Consider the following 19081-nt stretch of genomic DNA (forward strand, 5'->3'; position numbering starts at 1 on the left):
TGTTATTGTTGTAGAATTCCTTCTACACTCACTTCCATTTTTACGGTATCGCCTACAAGTACTCCACCTGTTTCAAGAACTTTGTTCCATTTTAAACCAAAATCTTTTCTGTTGATTTTACCTTCTAAAGTAAGCCCTGCTCTTGTTTGTCCCCATGGATCTTTCATAACACCGCCAAACTCATAATCAAGTACGACATCTTTTGTTACGTCTTTAATTGTCAGTTTTCCGTATGCTTTGTCTCCGTCTACATGATCAAGTACAAAAGTGATCTTCGGATACTTAGCCACATCGAAAAAATCTGCTGAACGCAAATGCTCATCTCTCTCTTTTTTGTCCGTATTTAAAGATGCCGCTTCAATCTCGCCTTTTAAAGCTATAAGATTATTGCCATTAACTTCAAATGAACCGTCAAATTTTTCAAACTTTCCAGTTACGTGGCTTATCATCATGTGTTTTACTTTAAACATTACGTTTGTATGTACCGGATCAACTTTATACGTTGCACCAAACAATACACCTGCACCTAACATTAACGCTATAAAAGCTACATATAACTTTTTCATTTGTGATCCTTTTCGTGTTTTTGCACTTTTCTCAAAAGTTTATAGAGCGTATCTAGTTCATCATCACTTAAAACATCCATCTTTTCAACAAGGTTGTTTATATGCCCCGGGAAAATATTTTCAATAATCTCTTTTCCTTTTGGCTCTAACGATAAACAGAAACTTCTTTTGTCTTTTTCATTTTGAATAGAGCTGATCCAACCATCTCTTTTGAGATTTTTCACAACAACGGTTGTATTTCCCGGTGTAGATAGTGTGAGTTTTGTAATCTCACCTATACTTAAATTACCGCGGTGGTATAGAACCTCTAAAACCTTAAACTGGTTGTATGTCAGACCATGTTCTAAAAAGTATTTCGCTTCATCCGTTACCAATCTGTTGTCCGTACGATGTAACTGAAAAACAGTTTTGAGAACTTTGTCTTGATGTTCTCCGTAAGATTTAACTTTTAATTTCATAACTTAGCCTTTGAAAAATTATACTACTAACTAGTACTAATATCTTATAAATATTACTAACTAGTATTATATTGTAAATTTAGATTAATTTTTTAGTCAGATTTTCAAGACCTTTTTTTTGCAAGATGTGCAGGTCACATTCATCAAGCCACTCGAGCGCTTTTTCGTGATAGTATTCTAAAACAATAGGACTCAGCTGCTGTTTTTGACTCACTATCTTTTCCAGATAACTTTTTATCTCTGAGGCTTCAAACTCTTCAAAATTTTGCAGTTTCCCGTAAAATGCTTCAAGGAAGTTATCTTCTATAAAATCTTTTGCTTTTTCCAAAAAGATTGTAGCTTCGATCTCATTTGCTACTATATCGTTCCACATTCGCCCGTTTATGAGCTGATCAACCGCCACGTCAATGTACATAGGTACCATCTCTAACACTTTGTTTAATTCGTCAAAATCGTTGTCAACCAGATCACGAAAGAGCATTCTCGCCCTGTTGCGTACTTTTTTTCTCAGTTCATCATCTGCGATCACATCTTTGTGCAGCAGAGAAAAACGTTCCAGTGCACCCAAGCGGGAGTGGTTAAATGCCATAATTGAAACAAGGGGATGTTTATCTTCTATCTGTTTAGGGTGTGAGCCTGAAGGGCGGCAAAATGCCCAGTAGAGTCTTGCTTCAAAGTCATCATGCTCTATATATTTTGCATCTCCCAAAGCCTCAAAGTTATCTTCATCTTTTAACTCTTCCACTTCCTCTTTATAGGTGAGATTAAACAACTCTTCCATCACAGACCTCTCTTATAAAATAACTAATTTTCTTCCAAATGGTATGCGTGCCCTGCCACTAGATAACGCCCACAACACTTCATACGACGGTGGAATGCGAGGGAAAAAGCCCTCACCATCCGTAAAATAAAGCAGCATTGTACTCATCGGCAAATTTTGCTCCACATAGTCAAAAACAACACGGTAGTCAGTTCCCCCACCGCCTGTGAGTTGAAAGTTCATCTCGTCAGCTCCGACAAAAGTGTAATGGTGATGCACTTTTGCATCGGCTATTAAAAGCTCGATCCGAATTGAGGGAAAGTTCTGCATTATAGATTCAAATTCAGACTTGAATACTCCCAAAAGTGACTCGTTAATAGAGCCTGAAGTATCGATCGCAACTATGAGTGAAAGAGTGTCACTTGCAAGTGAAGGGAGTGCTACTCCGCGGTAAAGATGTTTTTTGTTCGGAGGCATAAAAGCGTAGTTGTTTCTCATGTGGCGGTTGATCGCATTGTAGAGCTCAAATCTCCAGTCAATGTCATTAGTAACCATTTTTTTTGCAAAACGCTCAAACCCTGAAGGCATGAGTGACTTTTTCTCGGCAACCTCTTTTGCCAAAGTTGCCGCATACTCCCACTCATCTTCCTCTTTTTCACTCGGGTTTTTCTCGATCCTTTTTATTCTGCTAAAAGCTGAATAGGCATTTTTCCCTTCTGTCACTTTATCGAGTGTGTCAAGATCATCGTACAGGTTCACACCCTCGGCGATAAGCTGTTTTTTAAGCTCCTCGTAGATCTCTTCGGCGTACATATCTTTAAACTCTTTATTGTAGTTCACACCTTGAGGGAGTTTAAACTTGTTTTTTACAAGCATGTTGTTGATCGCATAATCGGTCGCAAGCTGCCACAAAGCACCGCGGCGTGCAAGCTTTCTTTGTTTGTGTGCAAGAACATGGTGCATTACGGCATTTGTAAGTATAAACTGTAACTCTTCAACCGAACAGCTCTCTATAAACTCTGGGTTATATAAAAACCGTACCCCGTTACTTGCGTAGTGTTCTATCTTTTCACTGGCTTCATGCTTGAGGCGTGAAGCCAACATCCCGAAGTAAGGATGTTTGTTAATGAGCTGGCTTTTTGCTTTTGTTAAGAGTTCTTCGGCGGTCATGTATGTAGTATCTTCGTAAAGTTTTTACTCCATAGCGGCCAGTTACCAAGATAATCAAGCTCTATGTTACGTCCGCGCAGGTCTTGTACGATCATGATCGCAAACTCTGCAGGTAGGTTCAGTGTATATCCCAAAAGATTATTCAGCTCGTTTGCACGTGTATCTTCATCTATGCGCATCGTAAGTGCCGTTGACAAAATATGCAGAGCTGAAGCTTCCTGTGGTACCTCTTTTGATTCCCCTGCCAAAATAGCTTCAATATTCGGTAGTGATTTTTCAACCGATAAAAATCCTAAAAACGAAGCGGCAAGATCTTCACCGATTGCACCGCTAAGCATAGGAAGCAGTAAGTCATCTTCAGGCTCACTCTCGAGTATCTCATTTACATATTCCCAAGTTCTCGGCGTTGCAAACGCTTTTTCCTCAGAATTTTTTCCAAATGTAAAAAGTGCATCAGGTCTGTACGAGATAAATGCAATGATCGAGTGACGAAGGTGTGATTGTTGTGCCCACGTTTTCCAGTCTTCTACGTTTGACTCCATATCTAAGTGGATAAAACGGTTTGCCAAAGGTGCCGCCATGCGAAATACAACCCCACGATCGCTTTCACGGTTACCCGCAGCTACAATTGCCCAGCCATCTGGAAGCGTGTACTCTCCAACTTTACGGTCAAGGATCAGCTGGTACGCTGAAGCTTGAACCATAGGTGCGGCAGTATTTAACTCATCCAAAAACAAGATCCCTTTTGAATCCTTGTCAGTCGGTAAAAAAGATGCGGGTGCCCATACAGCTTTGTCGTTGCTTGCATCAAAAAACGGGATACCGCGCAAGTCTGTCGGATCTAAAAGTGAAAGACGAAGATCGATATACTCCAGTTCATTTTCCTTTGCGATCTGTTTTACGATCGAAGACTTCCCGATCCCCGGAGGTCCCCATACAAACATAGGTACTTTTCGATCAACAAGATGAGCAATTGCTCTTTTGGCACTTTGTGGATTCATTCACACTCCTTTTATTCAAGGAGTATTTACAAGTTTTGTGCCGAAGGCATGGTTTTATCATTTAAAATAATATTTTTTGTTTTTTTTAATTTAGATACAATAGCTACAACAAATAAAATTTGGAAAATACATTAAAATCGAGAATTACAATGAATGATGTTGATAAAAAAATATTCGATACAAATAAAGTTATTGAAAAAAATATACATAAATTTGATGATAGTGAAAGGGGACTACTTTCTCAAAATATCTTAGCACAACTTAGAAATTTAGTTGAATATATATTTTTGAAAATATACAATCAAAGAAAGAATCTATCTCTTGAACCAAAATATGAAAATTTTAGAACAGCAGAAAAATTTGTGAAAGCAATTGGAACACTTAGTTTTTTAGGTAAATTTCATAATTTATTACAAATTTCAGCATCACATTACACTCTTGATGAAAATGCTTCAGAAAGATTAATGCTTAAGTATTATGAATATCTTTTAAAAATAAAGTCATTTTTACTTAAAGAATATGATATGGAAGTTTTTTCTAATATTAATGAGTTTCCTATCAAACTGGATAAAAACACGCAAGAATATTATGAAAAGATTGCAGAAAAAATAAACATTCCTCTACTAAGTCAAATTCATAAAGATAGATACTATATTCAAAAAATCAAACCTTTTTTTGTGAATAATGAAGTTTATTATGAAGTCACCTTTACAAAATCCCATGATAGAGTAAGTAAGTTTGATAGAATAATTGCTTTTACAAACTTAGATATTACTCAAAACTATGCCGTTCATCTTTTTATTGGAAAAGGATATATAGAAATTTTAGGTAAACAAATGCCTATCAATATCATTCAAGATTGGGAAGTATCTATCAGACCTTGTGAACTAGATAATTTTGCAAGACTTTTTGGCACATATATAGAGGTTAGGTCTAATCATAAAGAGTACAAAGAATTAATGCAGTTTTTAACTCAAACAGGATTCAGCCTTAATGAATATGTTATAGTTGAACAAAGTTATTACGACTTTATTAAGAATAAAATAACTGATGGTAGTAAAATACAAATTTTTGATATTTTAGATTCTTGTAGAGAATTATTATTACATAATAGAGCTGGTTCAAATATCATTCGGTATCTTTTATATATTATGAATAATAAAATAATCAAATCACAACGACATAATGAATCCAATTCTCAACTATCTAACTTATTACTTAAATGGGGATGTATTCCTTTTGAACAAATGCCCTTTACGACATCACTAATCAATCATAATCCAAGAATCTATGACTTATTTGAATGTATAAGTTATGAAAATAGAGAACATGAATTTTTAGCAAGGTTTATTGAAAACAATACAACAATCAAAGGAGAACTTTTTACTTCCATGAAAGAAGTAGAAAATTTTGATAATCTAAATACTACGATAAAAAAATATAACAACTTGATTTATAGAAAAACACAATCAAATCGTCTAATTGAATTGCATAAGGATAGTTTTCTCTATATAAAAGGATACAAAGAGAATACTCTAGAAATAATCAAAAAACTAGAAGCACTATCACACGAAGGAATTGAAAACTATTCCAATTTTGTAAAATCTTGGTTAGAAGAGACAGATCATAAAATAGATTGTGAAGACAAAAAGAAATTTTTAAAGACAATGTTTATAAATTCAAAAATAGCTATGATTTATGGGGCTGCTGGAACAGGAAAATCTACAATGATAAATCATATTTCTAATTTGTTTAAAGACCATAAAAAAATTTATTTGGCACAAACAAATCCAGCAACTGATAATTTAGAAAGAAAAGTTGATGCTTCGCATTGTGAATTTATGACGATTACAAAATTTTTATATAAAAAAAATACTGATACTAAATATCCAATATTGTTTTTAGATGAAAGTAGTACAGTAAGTAATTCTGATATGCTTGCTGTTTTAAATAAAGCTTCTTTTTCACTGCTGGTATTAGTTGGTGATATTTTTCAGATAGAAGCTATAAGATTTGGAAATTGGTTCGAAATTTCTAAAGAATTTTTACCTAACAATACAATTTTTGAGCTCACTAAACCATGGAGAAGCAAAAATGATGATTTACTTGAACTATGGGATAAAGTTCGACGTTTAAAAGATGATATTTCAGAGCATATTCAAAGAAATGGGTACTCTACCAATTTAGATGAATCTATTTTTGAAAATCATAAAGATGATGAAATAATACTTTGCTTAAATTATGATGGACTTTATGGAATCAATAATATAAATAGGTTTTTGCAAGCTAATAATTCAAATCAACCTATTGAATGGGGAACTTTAATATATAAAGTGAATGACCCAATTTTATTTAACGAAACAAAAAGATTTGGGGATGCTATATATAATAATTTGAAAGGAAAAATAGTTGATATAAAAATTTTAGATAAACAAATAAAATTTGAAATAGAAATAGATAAAGTAGTAACTGAATTAGATACATTATTGCATGATTTTGAATTTGTAAGTAGTGATAGTAATAGATCAGTTATTAGCTTCAAAGTTAATCAATTTAAAACAACAGATGAGGATGATGATTCATCAGATGCTATAGTTCCATTTCAAGTTGCTTATGCTGTATCTATTCATAAAGCCCAAGGCTTAGAATATAGTTCTGTCAAAATAGTAATCACAGATGAAGTAGAAGAACAAATAACACATAACATCTTTTATACTGCAATAACAAGGGCAAAAGAAGACTTAAAAATATACTGGTCACCTGAGACAGAAAACAAAATTTTAAAAGATTTGAAACGAAGGAATAATCAAAAAGACGTTGGATTACTAAGAGGCATTATGAGTTCATAACAAGCTTTATATTTTTACACTGAAAACTCAATAACCCTGCCATAAGACTCAAACTTCCTCAAATTCTTTTTCTCATTCAAGACAAAAAGGGTTTGACACACTAAAGACTCGTTAATCTCAAACTCCCCGTCACTCAGAACTAAAAGCAGATCGTTTGAGCGAGTATCTGTGGTTTTTAGGTAACGCAACACGGCATCAAAATTTGTCCCGCCGTCACTTTTAGGGATGTACCAGTCAACCTCGTCTATGGCTGTAAAACTGTCAAAACTCACTATCAGTTCCTCTTTTACATCAACATCAAAAGGGAGTACCTCTATTTTGTACTCGTAAAACCCTTCACACACATCTGCGATCACACCCAAGAACTTTTTGTACTCATCCATTGTCACACTCGATGAGCTGTCAAGAGCTACTTTTACCTCAAGAAGTTCTTGCTTTTTTTGCGAGCCCGGCAGATATAACCCTTGAGATATAAAACGTCTGTCGGGTTTTGAAAATGTACTCTCTTTCTCGAACACGGAAGTGATAAGATACTCTTTTAAAAGATCGGAGAAATTCACCTGAGGTTTTATGAGAGAGTCGATCTCAACTAACATGCCGCTGTATTTTGAGCGCTCTTTTTGTGCAATTGAAAGTGCTTGGATGATGATTCCGTCTAACTTTTCCTGATCGCCGCTGGAGGTTTTCTCATCGGCTACTTCTTGGATATCCTGCTTGCTTTCATCGTAGATGTGCGCTTTTAGGTCTCCTTTTTCATCTGGAGTCGTTTTGGCTTCATTATCCTCTTTTTCTTCACCTGAACCGTCATCATCTTTTTCCTGTTCTTTGTAGAGAATCTCATACACTTCTTCAACACATTTGTCTTTGAGCGTTTCATCGAAAAGCTCATCTTGTGGCATCTCGCCAACATCTTTGAAAGTTGCAAGAATGTTGTTTATAACGATGTCACAGCTTTGGTTCCAAAGTGCGGCTTCTCTTGTTTTTTGTCTAAATGGGTGTTTGAGTGCAATGTGCAAAAGTACGTGAGCATACAAATATGTAAGTTGCTCTTCAGAGTACTTGCTCAGCTTTTGTAGATCCACTTCCAAAGATGTGCCGTTTGTTTCAAAGGCACTTTTTTCGTTGGTAGTGAATACTGTTGGAATCGAGAGCGCTAAGACAGATAAGAATGGATGATGAAATAAAAAGTGGATCCGAACTTTTTGAAAAAGTTCCTCAAAGGATAAAGTTTCCATATTTCTCTAGCCACGCTTCAAAACTCTCCAGTTCTGCAATAGATTCATCTTTGACGATAAGGTCTTTCATAAGCATAACGTTAAACTCTACAGGAAGTTTCTCTGCATAAGCAAATACGTTCTCACCATGCTCACTCTTTTTATACTTTTCTACCAAAGCTGCACAGAGTGCATAAAGCGCACTCGGTTCATTTGGAACTTCTTGGCTGTTACCTTCTAAAATTGCTTCGATATTCGGCAGTGTCTTGTACACTTTTACAAATGAAAGAAATTCTATTCCTGCACCGTAACCAACTGTACCGTGAACTATGGCACTAATGCTGTTTACATCTTTTACCGCATGCAAAATATCTGAGAGCATATTCCAAGCACGAGGTGTTGCAAAAGCAGGGTTTGCTTCCGCTGCACTTGGTATCTCGCTACTTAAAAGATCTGGACGGAACCCTAAAAAACCGAGAATGTAAGAGTGGATACTGTTATTGATTCCCCACACTTTAAAGTCATCATAACGAGCTTCTAAAACAATGTGCACCATTCTGTTAATAAGCGGCGAAGGGAGTTTAAAAACGATCCCTTTGTCATCTATTTTATTTCCCGCACAAATGATTCTCCACCCTTTTGGCAGAGTATATTCCCCTATTTTACGATCGAGTACCAGCTGGTAGATCGCAGCCTGGACTGAAAGAGGTGCCGAGTTTAACTCATCTAAAAACAAAATCCCTTTAGAGTCTTTGTCATCGGGTAAAAAGACAGGAGGCATCCATTTTGTTTGCTCATTGTGAATTGAAGGGATTCCTCTTAAATCGACAGCGTCAAGTTGTGAAAGACGTACATCTCTGATCTCTAAATCATTACTAGATGCCAGATCATTAACTATATATGACTTTCCAATTCCCGGACTTCCGTGTATAAATACAGGAGTATCGGTTTTAATAAGCAATTCTAAATGCTTGTAAAGGTCTGAAACCCCGATTGCAGGTGTTGTCATCTAAATCCCTAAGAGAGTTTTACATTTTTTAAGACAAGTACTAAACCGTCATTCATTGCATTGATTCTCTCAATGATTTTTTGACGCTCCTCTTCTCCTAAGGCAAATCTGCTCTCAATAAACTCATAAATCGCTACACTGTCTGCATAAATATTTTGCAGTAAATCTACTTTGATTTGATCTTCTATTTTTCCCATTTTATAATCCTTTTCTGAGTACTATCATCTCTGAATGTTTAAAACCGAATTTTCCATACATTTTCTGTGCAAGTTCATTATCTGCATCTGTGAGTAACGTCAGTCGCTTAAGACCTTTTTTATTTGCATACTCGATCAGATGTTCAAGAAGTGCACTTCCTACACCTATGCCTCTGTAATCAGACTGCACTATCATATCTTCGACTATTCCGACTTTAGCGCTGAGAGCAGTCGAATAGCTGTAAAGCAGACTTACCATCCCTACAATTTTGTCTTCAATCTTGTAAACGAAGATACGCCCGACTTTTTTCTTTTTCAGAATTTTCTCAATAGCTTTCGCGTGCAGTCCTTTTTTGTACTTAAACTCTTTTTCCTGCGCAAAAAGCTCTTTGAGTAATAACTCTAAACTTTTAATATCTTTTTTTTTGGCTTTATAAACCATTTTTTAAAGCCTTGTAGATCGATGGAGTAGCCGCAAGATCTATCGCTTTGAAACCGTCAAGGTTTTCAAGATCCGTTTTTGCTCCAAACTCTAAAAGTAACTTCACCATATCTAGTTTTCCTGCACTTGCACTGTACATCAGCGCAGTAACACCGTTGTCGTTCATACTGTCAAGTACGATACCCGCTTTTACCAAAAGCTCGACACATTTATAGTCTTGCCCGAAACAAGCATTCCAAAGTGCCGTATTGCCGTCAACATTTTTAACTTCTAAATCTGCACCCGCACTAATCAGCTCAGATGCGATTTCGCTTTTTGCTTCACGTACCGCTTTCATAAGTGCTGAGTTGCCGTGCTTGCCTACTTTGTTAACATCGTTACTGTCGTAATCGTTTTCAGACATCCACGTCAGCGTCGCTGCACTTAACATCTTATACACCCATCCAGTTTTCGTGTGTATGACCTTTTTTCTTGAATTTAATAGCGCGATCAAGTTCATTTTCCAAGATCTCTAAATTAAATTCGCTTACAAGATCATCTAACACCTCTTTGTAAACTATCTCACCGTCTTTGTCGATAATGAAAATAGATTTTGCACAAGAACTGTCATCTATATTTACCCCGTATTTCAGAGTAAAATCTTTAAAGTCATACGAAAGCATATCTTCATCGTAACTGTTCTCTAATTCTTTAGAAGCAATTACATAAATGTTTGCTTTGTCTTTATGTTTTGCCAATACCTCTAAAAGAGCCTCGTTAAGATCATACGTGTTTGTCAAAGTGATCATACACTGAACTTTGTCAGCCATCATACCGATCACTTTTGTTTCACCGTTTAGCATCTTTACTCTAGCAGCCGGAGCTTCCCCACCTACTTTACGCTCTTTCTTTTGTAATTCCAATTTTCTACCGTTTACAACAACTTCCAAAATGCCCCCTTTAGATATTGTTTTGAGTTACTATACAAATACTATACCCTTAGAAAAGGAACACTATCTGAATAGAGAAATTCAACTATTATTAAAGGAGCTATTATGGCAGTTATGATTACGGAAGAGTGTATCTCTTGTGATGCGTGTGCACCTGAGTGTCCCGTTGCAGCAATTTTAGATGAAAACAATGAAAAAAATCCTCAAGATTCTTTCTTTTATGTAAAACCTGAGAGTTGTGTAGAGTGTGTAGGTCATGCAGACGCACCTCGTTGTGTTGAAGCTTGTCCAACTGAAGGTGCTATCGTTTGGGATATGCCTTATACTAAAGAGTATAACGATTATTGGCAAGCAGGTCAGGATGCAGGAACATACAACATTCGTGTACATAAGAAAAAAGGTCTTATGCTTCCTGAACAAAAAGAACAACCATTTATTGCTGACGTTTCTATGAGCGACAGAGAGTCTAACGCAAACATCGGACGTTGGTCATAAAAAAATGTCTGTTCGTATAACCGATCTTTGTATTAACTGTGATGCCTGTATAGAGGAATGCCCTGCAACTGCAATTGTAAGTGCGGACGAATCTCCTCTGGCTGACGGTGAATACACTTATGTGAAACCGGAGAAATGTATAGAGTGTGTAGACTCTACAGTTCCAAAATGTGCCGATGTGTGTCCGACAGAAGGTGCAATTGTTTGGGACATGCCTTATTTTGCAGAGTTTGATGAATACTATATCAAAGGGCAAGAAGAAGGTATCTACATGATCCGTACACATAAGAAAAAAGGTTTGCTCTCTCCGGCAAACCAACCAAGACCTTTCCGTGATACGATCTCTATCCAAGACAGAGAAAACGCTATGACGGTAGAGGCATAAACGAGGGCTTTTTCCGCCCTTTTATTTATAAAGAATTTTTAAACAAAATTCCTGCTACAATTTTTGAAAACCATATTACATCAACAAAGGTATATCGATATGAAAATAGCTATTCCCGTTAAAGATGACAACTTGACATTTTTCGGCAATGCAGGACACACTCCTAAGTTTGCCATTTTTTCAATGCAAGGTGGAGGGATGTTTAAATCATTTACATTAGATGAGATTAAAAACAATCCTAGAACAGATATAGATCACGATCATGCAGACGAAGATCATGTGTGCGACCATGAACATGATGATGCAGAGCATATCGCACAACATAACAAAATGGGTACAGTTTTAGAAGGGTGTAACTATATTGTAGTAAATCGTGCTTGTAAAAATACGGCGAATGCAATGGCCGAGCACGGTGTGGACATTGTAAAATACTCTGGAAACTCTCATGATGCAAATGAGATCTTAAAAGAGCTCTCTGGGAAATTTACACTTTAAAAACTTTGTGCTTTTAAAAACTTATAGGGTTTTATAGTATATAAACTCCATAAGTTTTACTAAACTCTAATCTGCTATACTTGAAATAGTAAGGATTATCATGCGTGCTAAAAAGTTGTTTTTCAATCCTAAAATCATCATACCTCTTACTTTTTTAGTACTGGTAAATATCACAGTGGGGATAACCGCTTACATTTACGCAGACAAAAATGAGCAGCTCTCTTACACTCTAGCGTTTAAACACCTCGAAGCCATTAACAACATTAAAGAGCACAAACTCAAACTCTTTTTTAATCATAGACTTAAAGATATCAATACGCTGGCATATGACCAAAGTATTTTAGAGCTATCTCAGGGCATTATAAATAAAAAAAATGATTTTTATATCTCCGTCTTTATAAATCAGTATGACTATAGTGATCTGTTGCTGCTTGATCCCTATAATTCAAAAATAGTTTTTAGTGCTAAGAACAACTCCCTTGTCAATCAATACATAAACTCTGATACATTTAATAACTCAAACATTAATAAACTTTACAAAAATGTTTTAGACACATATAAAACACATATCTCAGATACAGAGTTTTCAGTTTTCGATAAAAAAGACCCATACCTGCTTTTTGCAACCCCGATAAAAAAAGACAACGAACTCTTAAAAATTTTGGTTTTGGTTATGCCTGTCAATGTTATTGATGATATCATTTTCTTTAGAACCGGTATGGAAAATACTGCCGAAAGCTACATGGTGGGTTCTGATCATCTTTTAAGAAGCAATTCCTATCTCAAAAAAACATTTAACTTGAAAAACTCTTTTGCAGAACCGCAAAAATATAAAATAGAAACCAAAGCCGTCAAAGAAGCTTTAGCGGGTAAAAGTTCACATGAGATTATTAAAGATTACAGAAATGTTGATGTACTCTCTGTATACAAACCTTTTATCTTTGACACTATTCATTGGGCACTTATATCTGAAATTGACGAAAGTGAACTCATACAACACTACACAAATATTCGCTACGACATTATGTTTTGGAGTATTCTGATATCTTTATTCATCACTATCGTTGGTTACCTGATAATAATGAAAATATTAAAAGTAAGTGTACTTACCCCTTTACAAAAAAGTTATAAACGGGCAAAAGGGTTTGAGGAAATTATTCACAACTCGCTTAACGAGATCTATATTTTTGATCCCCAAACACTTAAATTTACTTATATAAACAGCAGTGCAATAGAAAACTGCGGCTACAGCTATGAAGAGTTTTTAAATATGACCCCTCTGGATATTAAACCTAGATTTGATGCAGACCTTTTTGCACAAGTGATCAAACCGCTGCGCAAAAAGGAACTTGGTCAAATCTATTTTGAGACAAAACATAGAAGAAAAGACGGTTCACTTTATGATGTTGAAATTCAGTTGCAATTGATGCATATAGACAATCAAGACAGATTTGTCGCCTTTATTCAAGATATTACCAAGCGCAATAAAGCTATTCAGGAAAAAGAGAAGTTTTACAATATTGCAACACATGACTATTTAACCAAAATTTACAACAGACAAATGTTTGATGACATCTATAAACGTGAATTCAACACTTTTGTTCGCTACAAAACACCACTGAGTTTAATTTTGTTTGATATAGACGACTTTAAGAAGATTAATGACGAATACGGACACGATGTCGGCGACAAAGTTTTGAGGAAACTTGTAAAGATTGTAGAGAAAAATGTAAGGGAGTCTGACATTTTTGCACGATGGGGTGGTGAAGAATTTGTTATTTTGATGAAAGAGACAACTTTAGATGTTGCATATAAAAAAGCACAGCATATTTGTAAAGAGGTTGGCAAACATACATTTGAAGGTGTCGGACATGTTACTTGCAGCTTCGGTGTAGCAGCACCTAGCGATGAAAAACACCCTATGAGTATTTTTAAAGATGCAGATAAAGCTTTATACAAAGCAAAAGAAAATGGGAAAAACAGAGTAGAAAAAAGCTCTTAAGGAACAGTTTGTGAAACTCTAAGCCTAAGAAATAAACGGCAAAGGAGATTTCATGAGTTGTTCAACTGGAGGATGCGGTACGTCACCTGATATGGGGTTTGATCCTAATAATCCTGAGGCTATGGCTATCCAAGAAAAGATCAATAATCATCCGTGTTATAGTGAGGGAGCTCACCAACATTATGCAAGGATTCACGTTGCAGTTGCACCTGCGTGTAACATTCAATGTAACTACTGTAATAGAAAATATGACTGCTCGAACGAGTCACGTCCGGGAGTTACGAGTTCAAAACTAACACCTGAAGAAGCTGTAAAAAAAGTACTTTACGTTGGTGGAGATATCCAACAGCTTTCAGTAGTTGGTGTTGCAGGTCCTGGTGATGCATTAGCAAATCCTAAAAAAACATTTGATACTTTTAGAATGCTTCAAGAAAAAGCACCTGACTTAAAATTATGTTTATCAACTAATGGTCTTCGTTTACCTGACTATATTGACGAAATTGAAAAATACAATGTAGACCACGTAACGGTTACTATCAATACTGTTGATCCAACTGGTGAAATTGGTTCTCAAATCTATCCTTGGGTACACTGGGATCATAAAAAGATCTGGGGTGCTGAAGGGGCTAAGCTTCTTTTAGAAAAACAACTTGAAGGTATCCGTCTTTTAACTGAACGCGGTATTTTGGTAAAAGCGAACTCTGTTTTAATTCCTGGAGTTAATGACAAAGATCTTCCAAATGTTGCTAAAAAACTTAAAGAGATGAATGTATTTTTACATAACATTATGCCTTTACTTTCTTCTCCTGAATTCGGTACAAAATTCGGACTTGACGGAGTACCTAGTGCTACGGATCAAGAGACTATGGCTGCACAAGAAGCGTGTGGTATGGATATGAAACTAATGAGTCACTGTCGTCAATGTCGTGCTGACGCAGTAGGACTTATCGGTGAAGACAGAGGTGAAGAGTTTACAAAAGAAAGCTTTGTAAATATGACATTCACAGCTCTTGAAGAGAAGTACAACATCGACGCTCGTAATAAAAAACACGAGATGATTGAGAGCTGGAGAAGCCATCTTGAAGAAGCAAACAAACGTATTAAAATTGAACAAGCTGCTAAAGATCAGTTAAGTTCAACTGGTGAGACTAAACTTGTAGCAATTACAACTGCCGGTGAAGGTATGATTAACCAACACTTCGGTTCAGCTCAAGAGTTCTTAATTTACGAAGCTGGTGACAAAGCGATCAAATTTGTAATGCACAGAAAAATAGAGAGTTCATACTCTGGTGCCGAAGTTGCTGAAGATTACAATCCAATCGATGAGATCAAAACAACACTGAAAGATGTAGATATTTTACTTACTGCAAAAATCGGTGAGTGTCCAATGAGTGACTTAAATGAGATCGGGCTTATTTGTGATGACAGTTATGCAAATGAACCAATTGAGATCTCAGTACACGAAGCTGCTAAAAAATACTTCTTCGATACTGCAAAAGAGTTAGGCTAAGCCCTACTCTTTTTACCTAAAAACATGCAAAACAATCCAAAAATAGTCTTACTAAACGGTTATGGTCCAATTTCCATAAACAATGAACTTTTAGAACTTTATCCCGTTACAACTTCACACGGTGCCATAGGATTTCCCCTCAAATCGCTTAGAGCCGAAAATGTGACTATCGTAACCAACCTCATCAACTTTTGGTCACTTACGAAAAAAATGAAGCCTGAAAATATGTGTTATCTGTATGCATATGGCGGACTTGAAGATGAGGATATGGAAAAAATAAAAGCGACTTCTATAAAGTCGACATAAATTTATTTTCTCATTCCTCTTGTAAACTACTGCGTCTCATAAATCCTGTATTGAGGCGCAGTTTCAAGCCTATATAATAGCTTTTCGTAATCAGTTTCTTGAGAAGATATGCCAACTTCCCTTTTACTTTTATATACTGAAACAACTCTCCAACCGCATAGTATCCGCCAAGAGCCACAAACACACCGTCTACTCTAGCTCTAAAAGTTTCTATATCTTCATTAGAAAGTAGCTGATTAATCGTTTTTACAACGTACTCTGCACTTCTTTCTGCCGTTTGAGCCGTCGGAGGCAAAATAGCATCTTTAGAGTCTTTTAACTCTACACAATCACCTACTGCAAAAATGTTCTTTGTAATTCTCAAAGTCTCATCACAGATATACTGTCCCATTCTATTTAATTCAACTTCTTGATCCATAGGAATTGTATTTGCAATAATACCGCCTGTAAAGATCATAAACGTATAATGCAGCTGTGAGTCGTCTTGAAAATAGATCGTATCGTGATCAATACTAGAGATAAAACTTTTTGTCATTATGTGTACGCCAAGTTCTTCTAGTCTTGTTTTTGTATTTTCAATTATGTATGGACTCATCCCCGGTAAAATAGTATCGCTTGCATCTATAAGATAAATTTTGAGCTCTTGAGCAGAATCGCCTATACTTTTCGTATGGCGTTTGATCACATCTGCCATCTCTGCCGCGATCTCTACACCGCTTAGCCCTGCACCGCCAATTGCAAGATTCATATTTTGTTGCTGAACGCTTGGTTCAAGCAATTTTTCATAAAGCAATTTTTCAAAAGCGGTACGAAAACCGTGAGAGCGAAAAAGTTTTTTCACACCGTAACCATACTTATCAAGACCCTTAATCTGCTTAAAGAAGTTTGTTCTTGCACCCGTAGCAATAATACAGAAATCGAAATCGTATGTTTTATTTTTTGTCGTAATTGTATTGTTTGCAGAATCTATAAAAGTCACTTCATCTTGAACAAATTTCACTTTGTTATCAAACCCAAGACACCAGTTTTGAAGATCTAGCGCAACATCATGCAGATCAAATCTTCCTGCTATATAGCCGTAAGCTTCCGTCTGTAAATAGTGGTAAGAGTTCATATCAAAAAGAGTGATGGAGAAGTCTTTGTTTTTTGCAAGGTGTTCTATAGCACGTAATCCCCCGTAACCACCACCGATAACTGCAACTTTTTTCACTCTTTTTCCTTTGTAAAATATTCAAAATTATAGCCCAATTTTACCCTTCTGCAAAGGAACACTTTATGTATATATATAGCCAACTACATTTAAGGGGTTCTCATGGCAATTATTAATGATACGACGCTTAGAGACGGGGAACAAGCACCTTACGTTGCTTTTAACACTCATGAGAAACTGGAAATTGCCAAACTCCTTTACGCTTCAGGAGCTGACGAGCTTGAAGTGGGTATCCCTGCTATGGGGACAAAAGAGCAAGAAGATATAAAAGAGATCCTAAATCTTAATCTTCCGCTTCGCATTATGACTTGGAACAGAGCAACGCTTCACGATCTTGAAGCATCACTTGCTTGCGGAGTACAAGCAGTTGATCTCTCTGTCCCTGTATCTCAAACACTTATTGACGTTAAATTCGGCGGTGACAAAGAGAAACTTTTTAGAAATCTTGAAGATGTTGTAAGCCTGGCTAAAAAAGAGGGTTTATTTGTATGTATCGGCGGAGAAGATTCTAGCCGTGCAGATGATGAGTTCTTGGTAGAGCTTATGAGCTTCGGCGAAACACTTGGAGCTGATCGCTTCCGTTACTGTGACACGGTAGGGATTCTTACACCTCATGCGACTTATGAGAAGATCGATTTTTTAACTACTCATACAAACACTCCTATCGAGATGCATATGCACAACGATTTCGGAATGGCTACTGCAAACTCTATAGCAGGTTTTGAAGCAGGAGCACTCAGTGCTAATACAACAGTAATAGGTTTAGGTGAGCGTGCAGGAAATGCATCTTTTGAACAGGTATTAATGAGTCTAAAACACCAGTTTAAAGAGGAGCGTTCAATCGATCCTATCGTATTGCAAAACTTGGTACAAAGTGTAGCGCTCGCTGCAAATCGTCCTATTAGTACAAACAGACCAATTGTTGGACGTGATATCTTTTCTCACGAATCAGGGATTCATGTTAGCGGTATGATCAAATCTTTAAATGCTTATGAAGCATTTGAACCTGAGATGGTAGGTCTGCACCGTTTCTTTCCGATTGGAAAACACTCAGGCAGTGCTACAATCAACTATCATCTGCAATCTTTTGGTATTACACCTGTAAAAGAGAAAGTTCAAACTCTTTTACCGAAAGTTCGTGAGATAGTTACTCAAAGAAAATCAGTTTTAGAACCAAATGAATTAATGGAGTTATATTTATGTTCATAGGATGGATACGTGCAAAAAATTTTAGTAGTGATCTTGAAATATTTAGCAACACTATAACTATCGACAAATCACTGGTACTCAAAACTTTTGAACAAAATCCTTCATTATGTTTTGGAGCTTACAATGAGAATAAGCTGGTTGCATTTATCTCTGCTTATGAGATGCCAAACTCTATATTGATTAACAATTTTTACTATATGAACGAAATTACCGACGATACGAAAAAGCGTCTTGTAAAACTTCTACTCAACAATGCTTCACAGACAAACAAGTCTATATGTGTTATGAGTAAAAAAGATGAAAAAACGATGTTAATGGCATTTGGTTTTAAAGAATATGCAAAGTTCAAAAAAGCAATCTATGTAGGCGGAGCTGCGGCATTTAATTTCTCAAACGCAACTGCAAAAAGCATAGCAAACGAGAACTATATTCCTACAATTACAAAACTCGATAAGAAAGCATTCGGTGAATCGAGAATGGAGTATATAAGAGATATTTTATTTAAACAATCATCCCTTGTTCTCTCTACAGACTTTGGGTATCAGCACTCATATGCGATTGACAAAACATTGGTAAAAATATCTCCATGGATTATGGAAGATGCTGCATATATAGATGCAGAAAAGATTTTACGCGGTGTTATTTATCACAGGGGTCTTAAGAAACTTTTTGCTTTCATCCCTAGTGATGTTGCAGAGATTACAAATTTGTACAAGACTTACAATTTTAATCTTGATGAAGAGTACTCACTACTTTACATTAATGAAAAACCCGACATCAACTTAGAGATGGTGTATGGGTTTTAGGGAAAGTTTTTTGCATATTTAAAAACATCTAAGGTTGTGAGCTTCCCGCTGAGGGAAACTAAGCGTTA

At 36.1% G+C, this 19081-nt stretch carries 21 protein-coding genes; 9 read left to right on the forward strand and 12 right to left on the reverse strand.

Going from position 1 to position 19081, the window contains the following annotated elements:
- Nucleotides 1-2: 2 nt before the first annotated feature.
- The 5 genes from P6N22_RS09505 to P6N22_RS09525 all read right to left on the reverse strand — a co-directional run bounded on the left by P6N22_RS09505 (nucleotide 3) and on the right by P6N22_RS09525 (nucleotide 3955).
- Nucleotides 3-566, reverse strand: a complete 564-nt coding sequence (locus P6N22_RS09505) for a YceI family protein (protein WP_280332401.1) — start codon at nucleotides 564-566, stop codon at nucleotides 3-5.
- Complete coding sequence (locus P6N22_RS09510) at nucleotides 563-1024, reverse strand: MarR family transcriptional regulator (RefSeq protein WP_280332402.1); 462 nt, start codon at nucleotides 1022-1024, stop codon at nucleotides 563-565. The genes P6N22_RS09505 and P6N22_RS09510 overlap by 4 nt, the downstream gene beginning before the upstream one ends.
- A 79-nt stretch (nucleotides 1025-1103) precedes the next feature.
- Nucleotides 1104-1805, reverse strand: coding sequence for a hypothetical protein (locus P6N22_RS09515; RefSeq protein ID WP_280332403.1), 702 nt, complete (start codon nucleotides 1803-1805; stop codon nucleotides 1104-1106).
- A 12-nt stretch (nucleotides 1806-1817) separates the two neighbouring features.
- Nucleotides 1818-2954, reverse strand: coding sequence for a VWA-like domain-containing protein (locus P6N22_RS09520; RefSeq protein WP_280332404.1), 1137 nt, complete (start codon nucleotides 2952-2954; stop codon nucleotides 1818-1820).
- Nucleotides 2951-3955, reverse strand: coding sequence for a MoxR family ATPase (locus P6N22_RS09525; RefSeq protein WP_280332405.1), 1005 nt, complete (start codon nucleotides 3953-3955; stop codon nucleotides 2951-2953). Before P6N22_RS09525 ends, P6N22_RS09520 begins: the two co-directional genes overlap by 4 nt.
- Nucleotides 3956-4104: 149 nt before the next feature.
- Here P6N22_RS09525 and P6N22_RS09530 point away from each other — a divergent pair, with 149 nt between their 5' ends.
- Nucleotides 4105-6804 (forward strand): ATP-dependent RecD-like DNA helicase, encoded by a 2700-nt coding sequence (locus tag P6N22_RS09530; protein WP_280332407.1) that lies wholly within the window; start codon nucleotides 4105-4107, stop codon nucleotides 6802-6804.
- A gap of 14 nt (nucleotides 6805-6818) precedes the next feature.
- On the opposite strand, the gene P6N22_RS09535 is transcribed toward P6N22_RS09530, so the two are convergent.
- From P6N22_RS09535 to P6N22_RS09560, 6 genes are read right to left on the reverse strand one after another with little or no spacing between them, the layout of a single operon-like run.
- Complete coding sequence (locus tag P6N22_RS09535; RefSeq protein ID WP_280332409.1) at nucleotides 6819-8039, reverse strand: VWA-like domain-containing protein; 1221 nt, start codon at nucleotides 8037-8039, stop codon at nucleotides 6819-6821.
- Nucleotides 8020-9027: a MoxR family ATPase gene (locus P6N22_RS09540; protein ID WP_280332410.1), complete on the reverse strand. Its 1008-nt coding sequence runs from the start codon at nucleotides 9025-9027 to the stop codon at nucleotides 8020-8022. Before P6N22_RS09540 ends, P6N22_RS09535 begins: the two co-directional genes overlap by 20 nt.
- A gap of 8 nt (nucleotides 9028-9035) precedes the next feature.
- Nucleotides 9036-9224 (reverse strand): hypothetical protein, encoded by a 189-nt coding sequence (locus P6N22_RS09545; protein WP_280332412.1) that lies wholly within the window; start codon nucleotides 9222-9224, stop codon nucleotides 9036-9038.
- 1 nt (nucleotide 9225) lies between these two features.
- Nucleotides 9226-9666 (reverse strand): GNAT family N-acetyltransferase, encoded by a 441-nt coding sequence (locus P6N22_RS09550; RefSeq protein WP_280332415.1) that lies wholly within the window; start codon nucleotides 9664-9666, stop codon nucleotides 9226-9228.
- Nucleotides 9656-10096: an ankyrin repeat domain-containing protein gene (locus P6N22_RS09555; RefSeq protein WP_280332417.1), complete on the reverse strand. Its 441-nt coding sequence runs from the start codon at nucleotides 10094-10096 to the stop codon at nucleotides 9656-9658. The genes P6N22_RS09550 and P6N22_RS09555 overlap by 11 nt, the downstream gene beginning before the upstream one ends.
- 1 nt (nucleotide 10097) lies before the next feature.
- Nucleotides 10098-10595: a hypothetical protein gene (locus tag P6N22_RS09560; protein ID WP_280332418.1), complete on the reverse strand. Its 498-nt coding sequence runs from the start codon at nucleotides 10593-10595 to the stop codon at nucleotides 10098-10100.
- Between the two features lie 105 nt (nucleotides 10596-10700).
- On the opposite strand from P6N22_RS09560, the gene P6N22_RS09565 reads away from it, so the two are divergent.
- The 6 genes from P6N22_RS09565 (at nucleotide 10701) to P6N22_RS09590 (ending at nucleotide 15788) form a co-directional block, all read left to right on the forward strand.
- Nucleotides 10701-11090: a 4Fe-4S dicluster domain-containing protein gene (locus P6N22_RS09565; protein WP_280332420.1), complete on the forward strand. Its 390-nt coding sequence runs from the start codon at nucleotides 10701-10703 to the stop codon at nucleotides 11088-11090.
- A 4-nt stretch (nucleotides 11091-11094) separates the two neighbouring features.
- On the forward strand, nucleotides 11095-11475 hold the full coding sequence (locus P6N22_RS09570; RefSeq protein WP_280332422.1) for a 4Fe-4S dicluster domain-containing protein: 381 nt from the start codon (nucleotides 11095-11097) through the stop codon (nucleotides 11473-11475).
- 99 nt (nucleotides 11476-11574) lie between these two features.
- A complete protein-coding gene (locus P6N22_RS09575) occupies nucleotides 11575-11970 on the forward strand; it encodes a hypothetical protein (protein WP_280332424.1) in 396 nt (131 codons plus the stop codon).
- Nucleotides 11971-12070: 100 nt separating this feature from the next.
- On the forward strand, nucleotides 12071-13972 hold the full coding sequence (locus P6N22_RS09580; protein WP_280332425.1) for a sensor domain-containing diguanylate cyclase: 1902 nt from the start codon (nucleotides 12071-12073) through the stop codon (nucleotides 13970-13972).
- Nucleotides 13973-14024: 52 nt separating this feature from the next.
- Nucleotides 14025-15482: a nitrogenase cofactor biosynthesis protein NifB gene (nifB, locus tag P6N22_RS09585; RefSeq protein WP_280332427.1), complete on the forward strand. Its 1458-nt coding sequence runs from the start codon at nucleotides 14025-14027 to the stop codon at nucleotides 15480-15482.
- A 24-nt stretch (nucleotides 15483-15506) separates the two neighbouring features.
- Complete coding sequence (locus P6N22_RS09590; RefSeq protein ID WP_280332430.1) at nucleotides 15507-15788, forward strand: hypothetical protein; 282 nt, start codon at nucleotides 15507-15509, stop codon at nucleotides 15786-15788.
- A 10-nt stretch (nucleotides 15789-15798) separates the two neighbouring features.
- Here the strand turns inward: P6N22_RS09590 and P6N22_RS09595 are convergent, their stop codons facing one another.
- Nucleotides 15799-16998, reverse strand: coding sequence for an FAD-dependent oxidoreductase (locus P6N22_RS09595; protein ID WP_280332432.1), 1200 nt, complete (start codon nucleotides 16996-16998; stop codon nucleotides 15799-15801).
- Between the two features lie 102 nt (nucleotides 16999-17100).
- Here P6N22_RS09595 and nifV point away from each other — a divergent pair, with 102 nt between their 5' ends.
- The gene (nifV, locus tag P6N22_RS09600) at nucleotides 17101-18207 is read left to right on the forward strand and encodes a homocitrate synthase (RefSeq protein ID WP_280332434.1); all 1107 of its coding nucleotides are present in this window, start codon (nucleotides 17101-17103) and stop codon (nucleotides 18205-18207) included.
- Complete coding sequence (locus tag P6N22_RS09605; RefSeq protein WP_280332436.1) at nucleotides 18198-19013, forward strand: hypothetical protein; 816 nt, start codon at nucleotides 18198-18200, stop codon at nucleotides 19011-19013. Before nifV ends, P6N22_RS09605 begins: the two co-directional genes overlap by 10 nt.
- The last annotated feature ends 68 nt before the right edge of the window (nucleotides 19014-19081 follow it).

Source organism: Sulfurimonas sp. C5, from assembly GCF_029872055.1.
Lineage (GTDB): Bacteria > Campylobacterota > Campylobacteria > Campylobacterales > Sulfurimonadaceae > Sulfurimonas.

Excerpts from the sequence above, each read along its gene's own strand:
- P6N22_RS09505 (WP_280332401.1), bottom strand. The coding sequence starts at position 566 with ATGAAAAAGTTATATGTAGCTTTTATAGCGTTAATGTTAGGTGCAGGT.
- P6N22_RS09510 (WP_280332402.1), bottom strand. The coding sequence starts at position 1,024 with ATGAAATTAAAAGTTAAATCTTACGGAGAACATCAAGACAAAGTTCTC.
- P6N22_RS09515 (WP_280332403.1), bottom strand. The coding sequence starts at position 1,805 with ATGGAAGAGTTGTTTAATCTCACCTATAAAGAGGAAGTGGAAGAGTTA.
- P6N22_RS09520 (WP_280332404.1), bottom strand. The coding sequence starts at position 2,954 with ATGACCGCCGAAGAACTCTTAACAAAAGCAAAAAGCCAGCTCATTAAC.
- P6N22_RS09525 (WP_280332405.1), bottom strand. The coding sequence starts at position 3,955 with ATGAATCCACAAAGTGCCAAAAGAGCAATTGCTCATCTTGTTGATCGA.
- P6N22_RS09530 (WP_280332407.1), top strand. The coding sequence starts at position 4,105 with ATGAATGATGTTGATAAAAAAATATTCGATACAAATAAAGTTATTGAA.
- P6N22_RS09535 (WP_280332409.1), bottom strand. The coding sequence starts at position 8,039 with ATGGAAACTTTATCCTTTGAGGAACTTTTTCAAAAAGTTCGGATCCAC.
- P6N22_RS09540 (WP_280332410.1), bottom strand. The coding sequence starts at position 9,027 with ATGACAACACCTGCAATCGGGGTTTCAGACCTTTACAAGCATTTAGAA.
- P6N22_RS09545 (WP_280332412.1), bottom strand. The coding sequence starts at position 9,224 with ATGGGAAAAATAGAAGATCAAATCAAAGTAGATTTACTGCAAAATATT.
- P6N22_RS09550 (WP_280332415.1), bottom strand. The coding sequence starts at position 9,666 with ATGGTTTATAAAGCCAAAAAAAAAGATATTAAAAGTTTAGAGTTATTA.
- P6N22_RS09555 (WP_280332417.1), bottom strand. The coding sequence starts at position 10,096 with ATGTTAAGTGCAGCGACGCTGACGTGGATGTCTGAAAACGATTACGAC.
- P6N22_RS09565 (WP_280332420.1), top strand. The coding sequence starts at position 10,701 with ATGGCAGTTATGATTACGGAAGAGTGTATCTCTTGTGATGCGTGTGCA.
- P6N22_RS09570 (WP_280332422.1), top strand. The coding sequence starts at position 11,095 with ATGTCTGTTCGTATAACCGATCTTTGTATTAACTGTGATGCCTGTATA.
- P6N22_RS09575 (WP_280332424.1), top strand. The coding sequence starts at position 11,575 with ATGAAAATAGCTATTCCCGTTAAAGATGACAACTTGACATTTTTCGGC.
- P6N22_RS09580 (WP_280332425.1), top strand. The coding sequence starts at position 12,071 with ATGCGTGCTAAAAAGTTGTTTTTCAATCCTAAAATCATCATACCTCTT.
- nifB (WP_280332427.1), top strand. The coding sequence starts at position 14,025 with ATGAGTTGTTCAACTGGAGGATGCGGTACGTCACCTGATATGGGGTTT.
- P6N22_RS09590 (WP_280332430.1), top strand. The coding sequence starts at position 15,507 with ATGCAAAACAATCCAAAAATAGTCTTACTAAACGGTTATGGTCCAATT.
- nifV (WP_280332434.1), top strand. The coding sequence starts at position 17,101 with ATGGCAATTATTAATGATACGACGCTTAGAGACGGGGAACAAGCACCT.
- P6N22_RS09605 (WP_280332436.1), top strand. The coding sequence starts at position 18,198 with ATGTTCATAGGATGGATACGTGCAAAAAATTTTAGTAGTGATCTTGAA.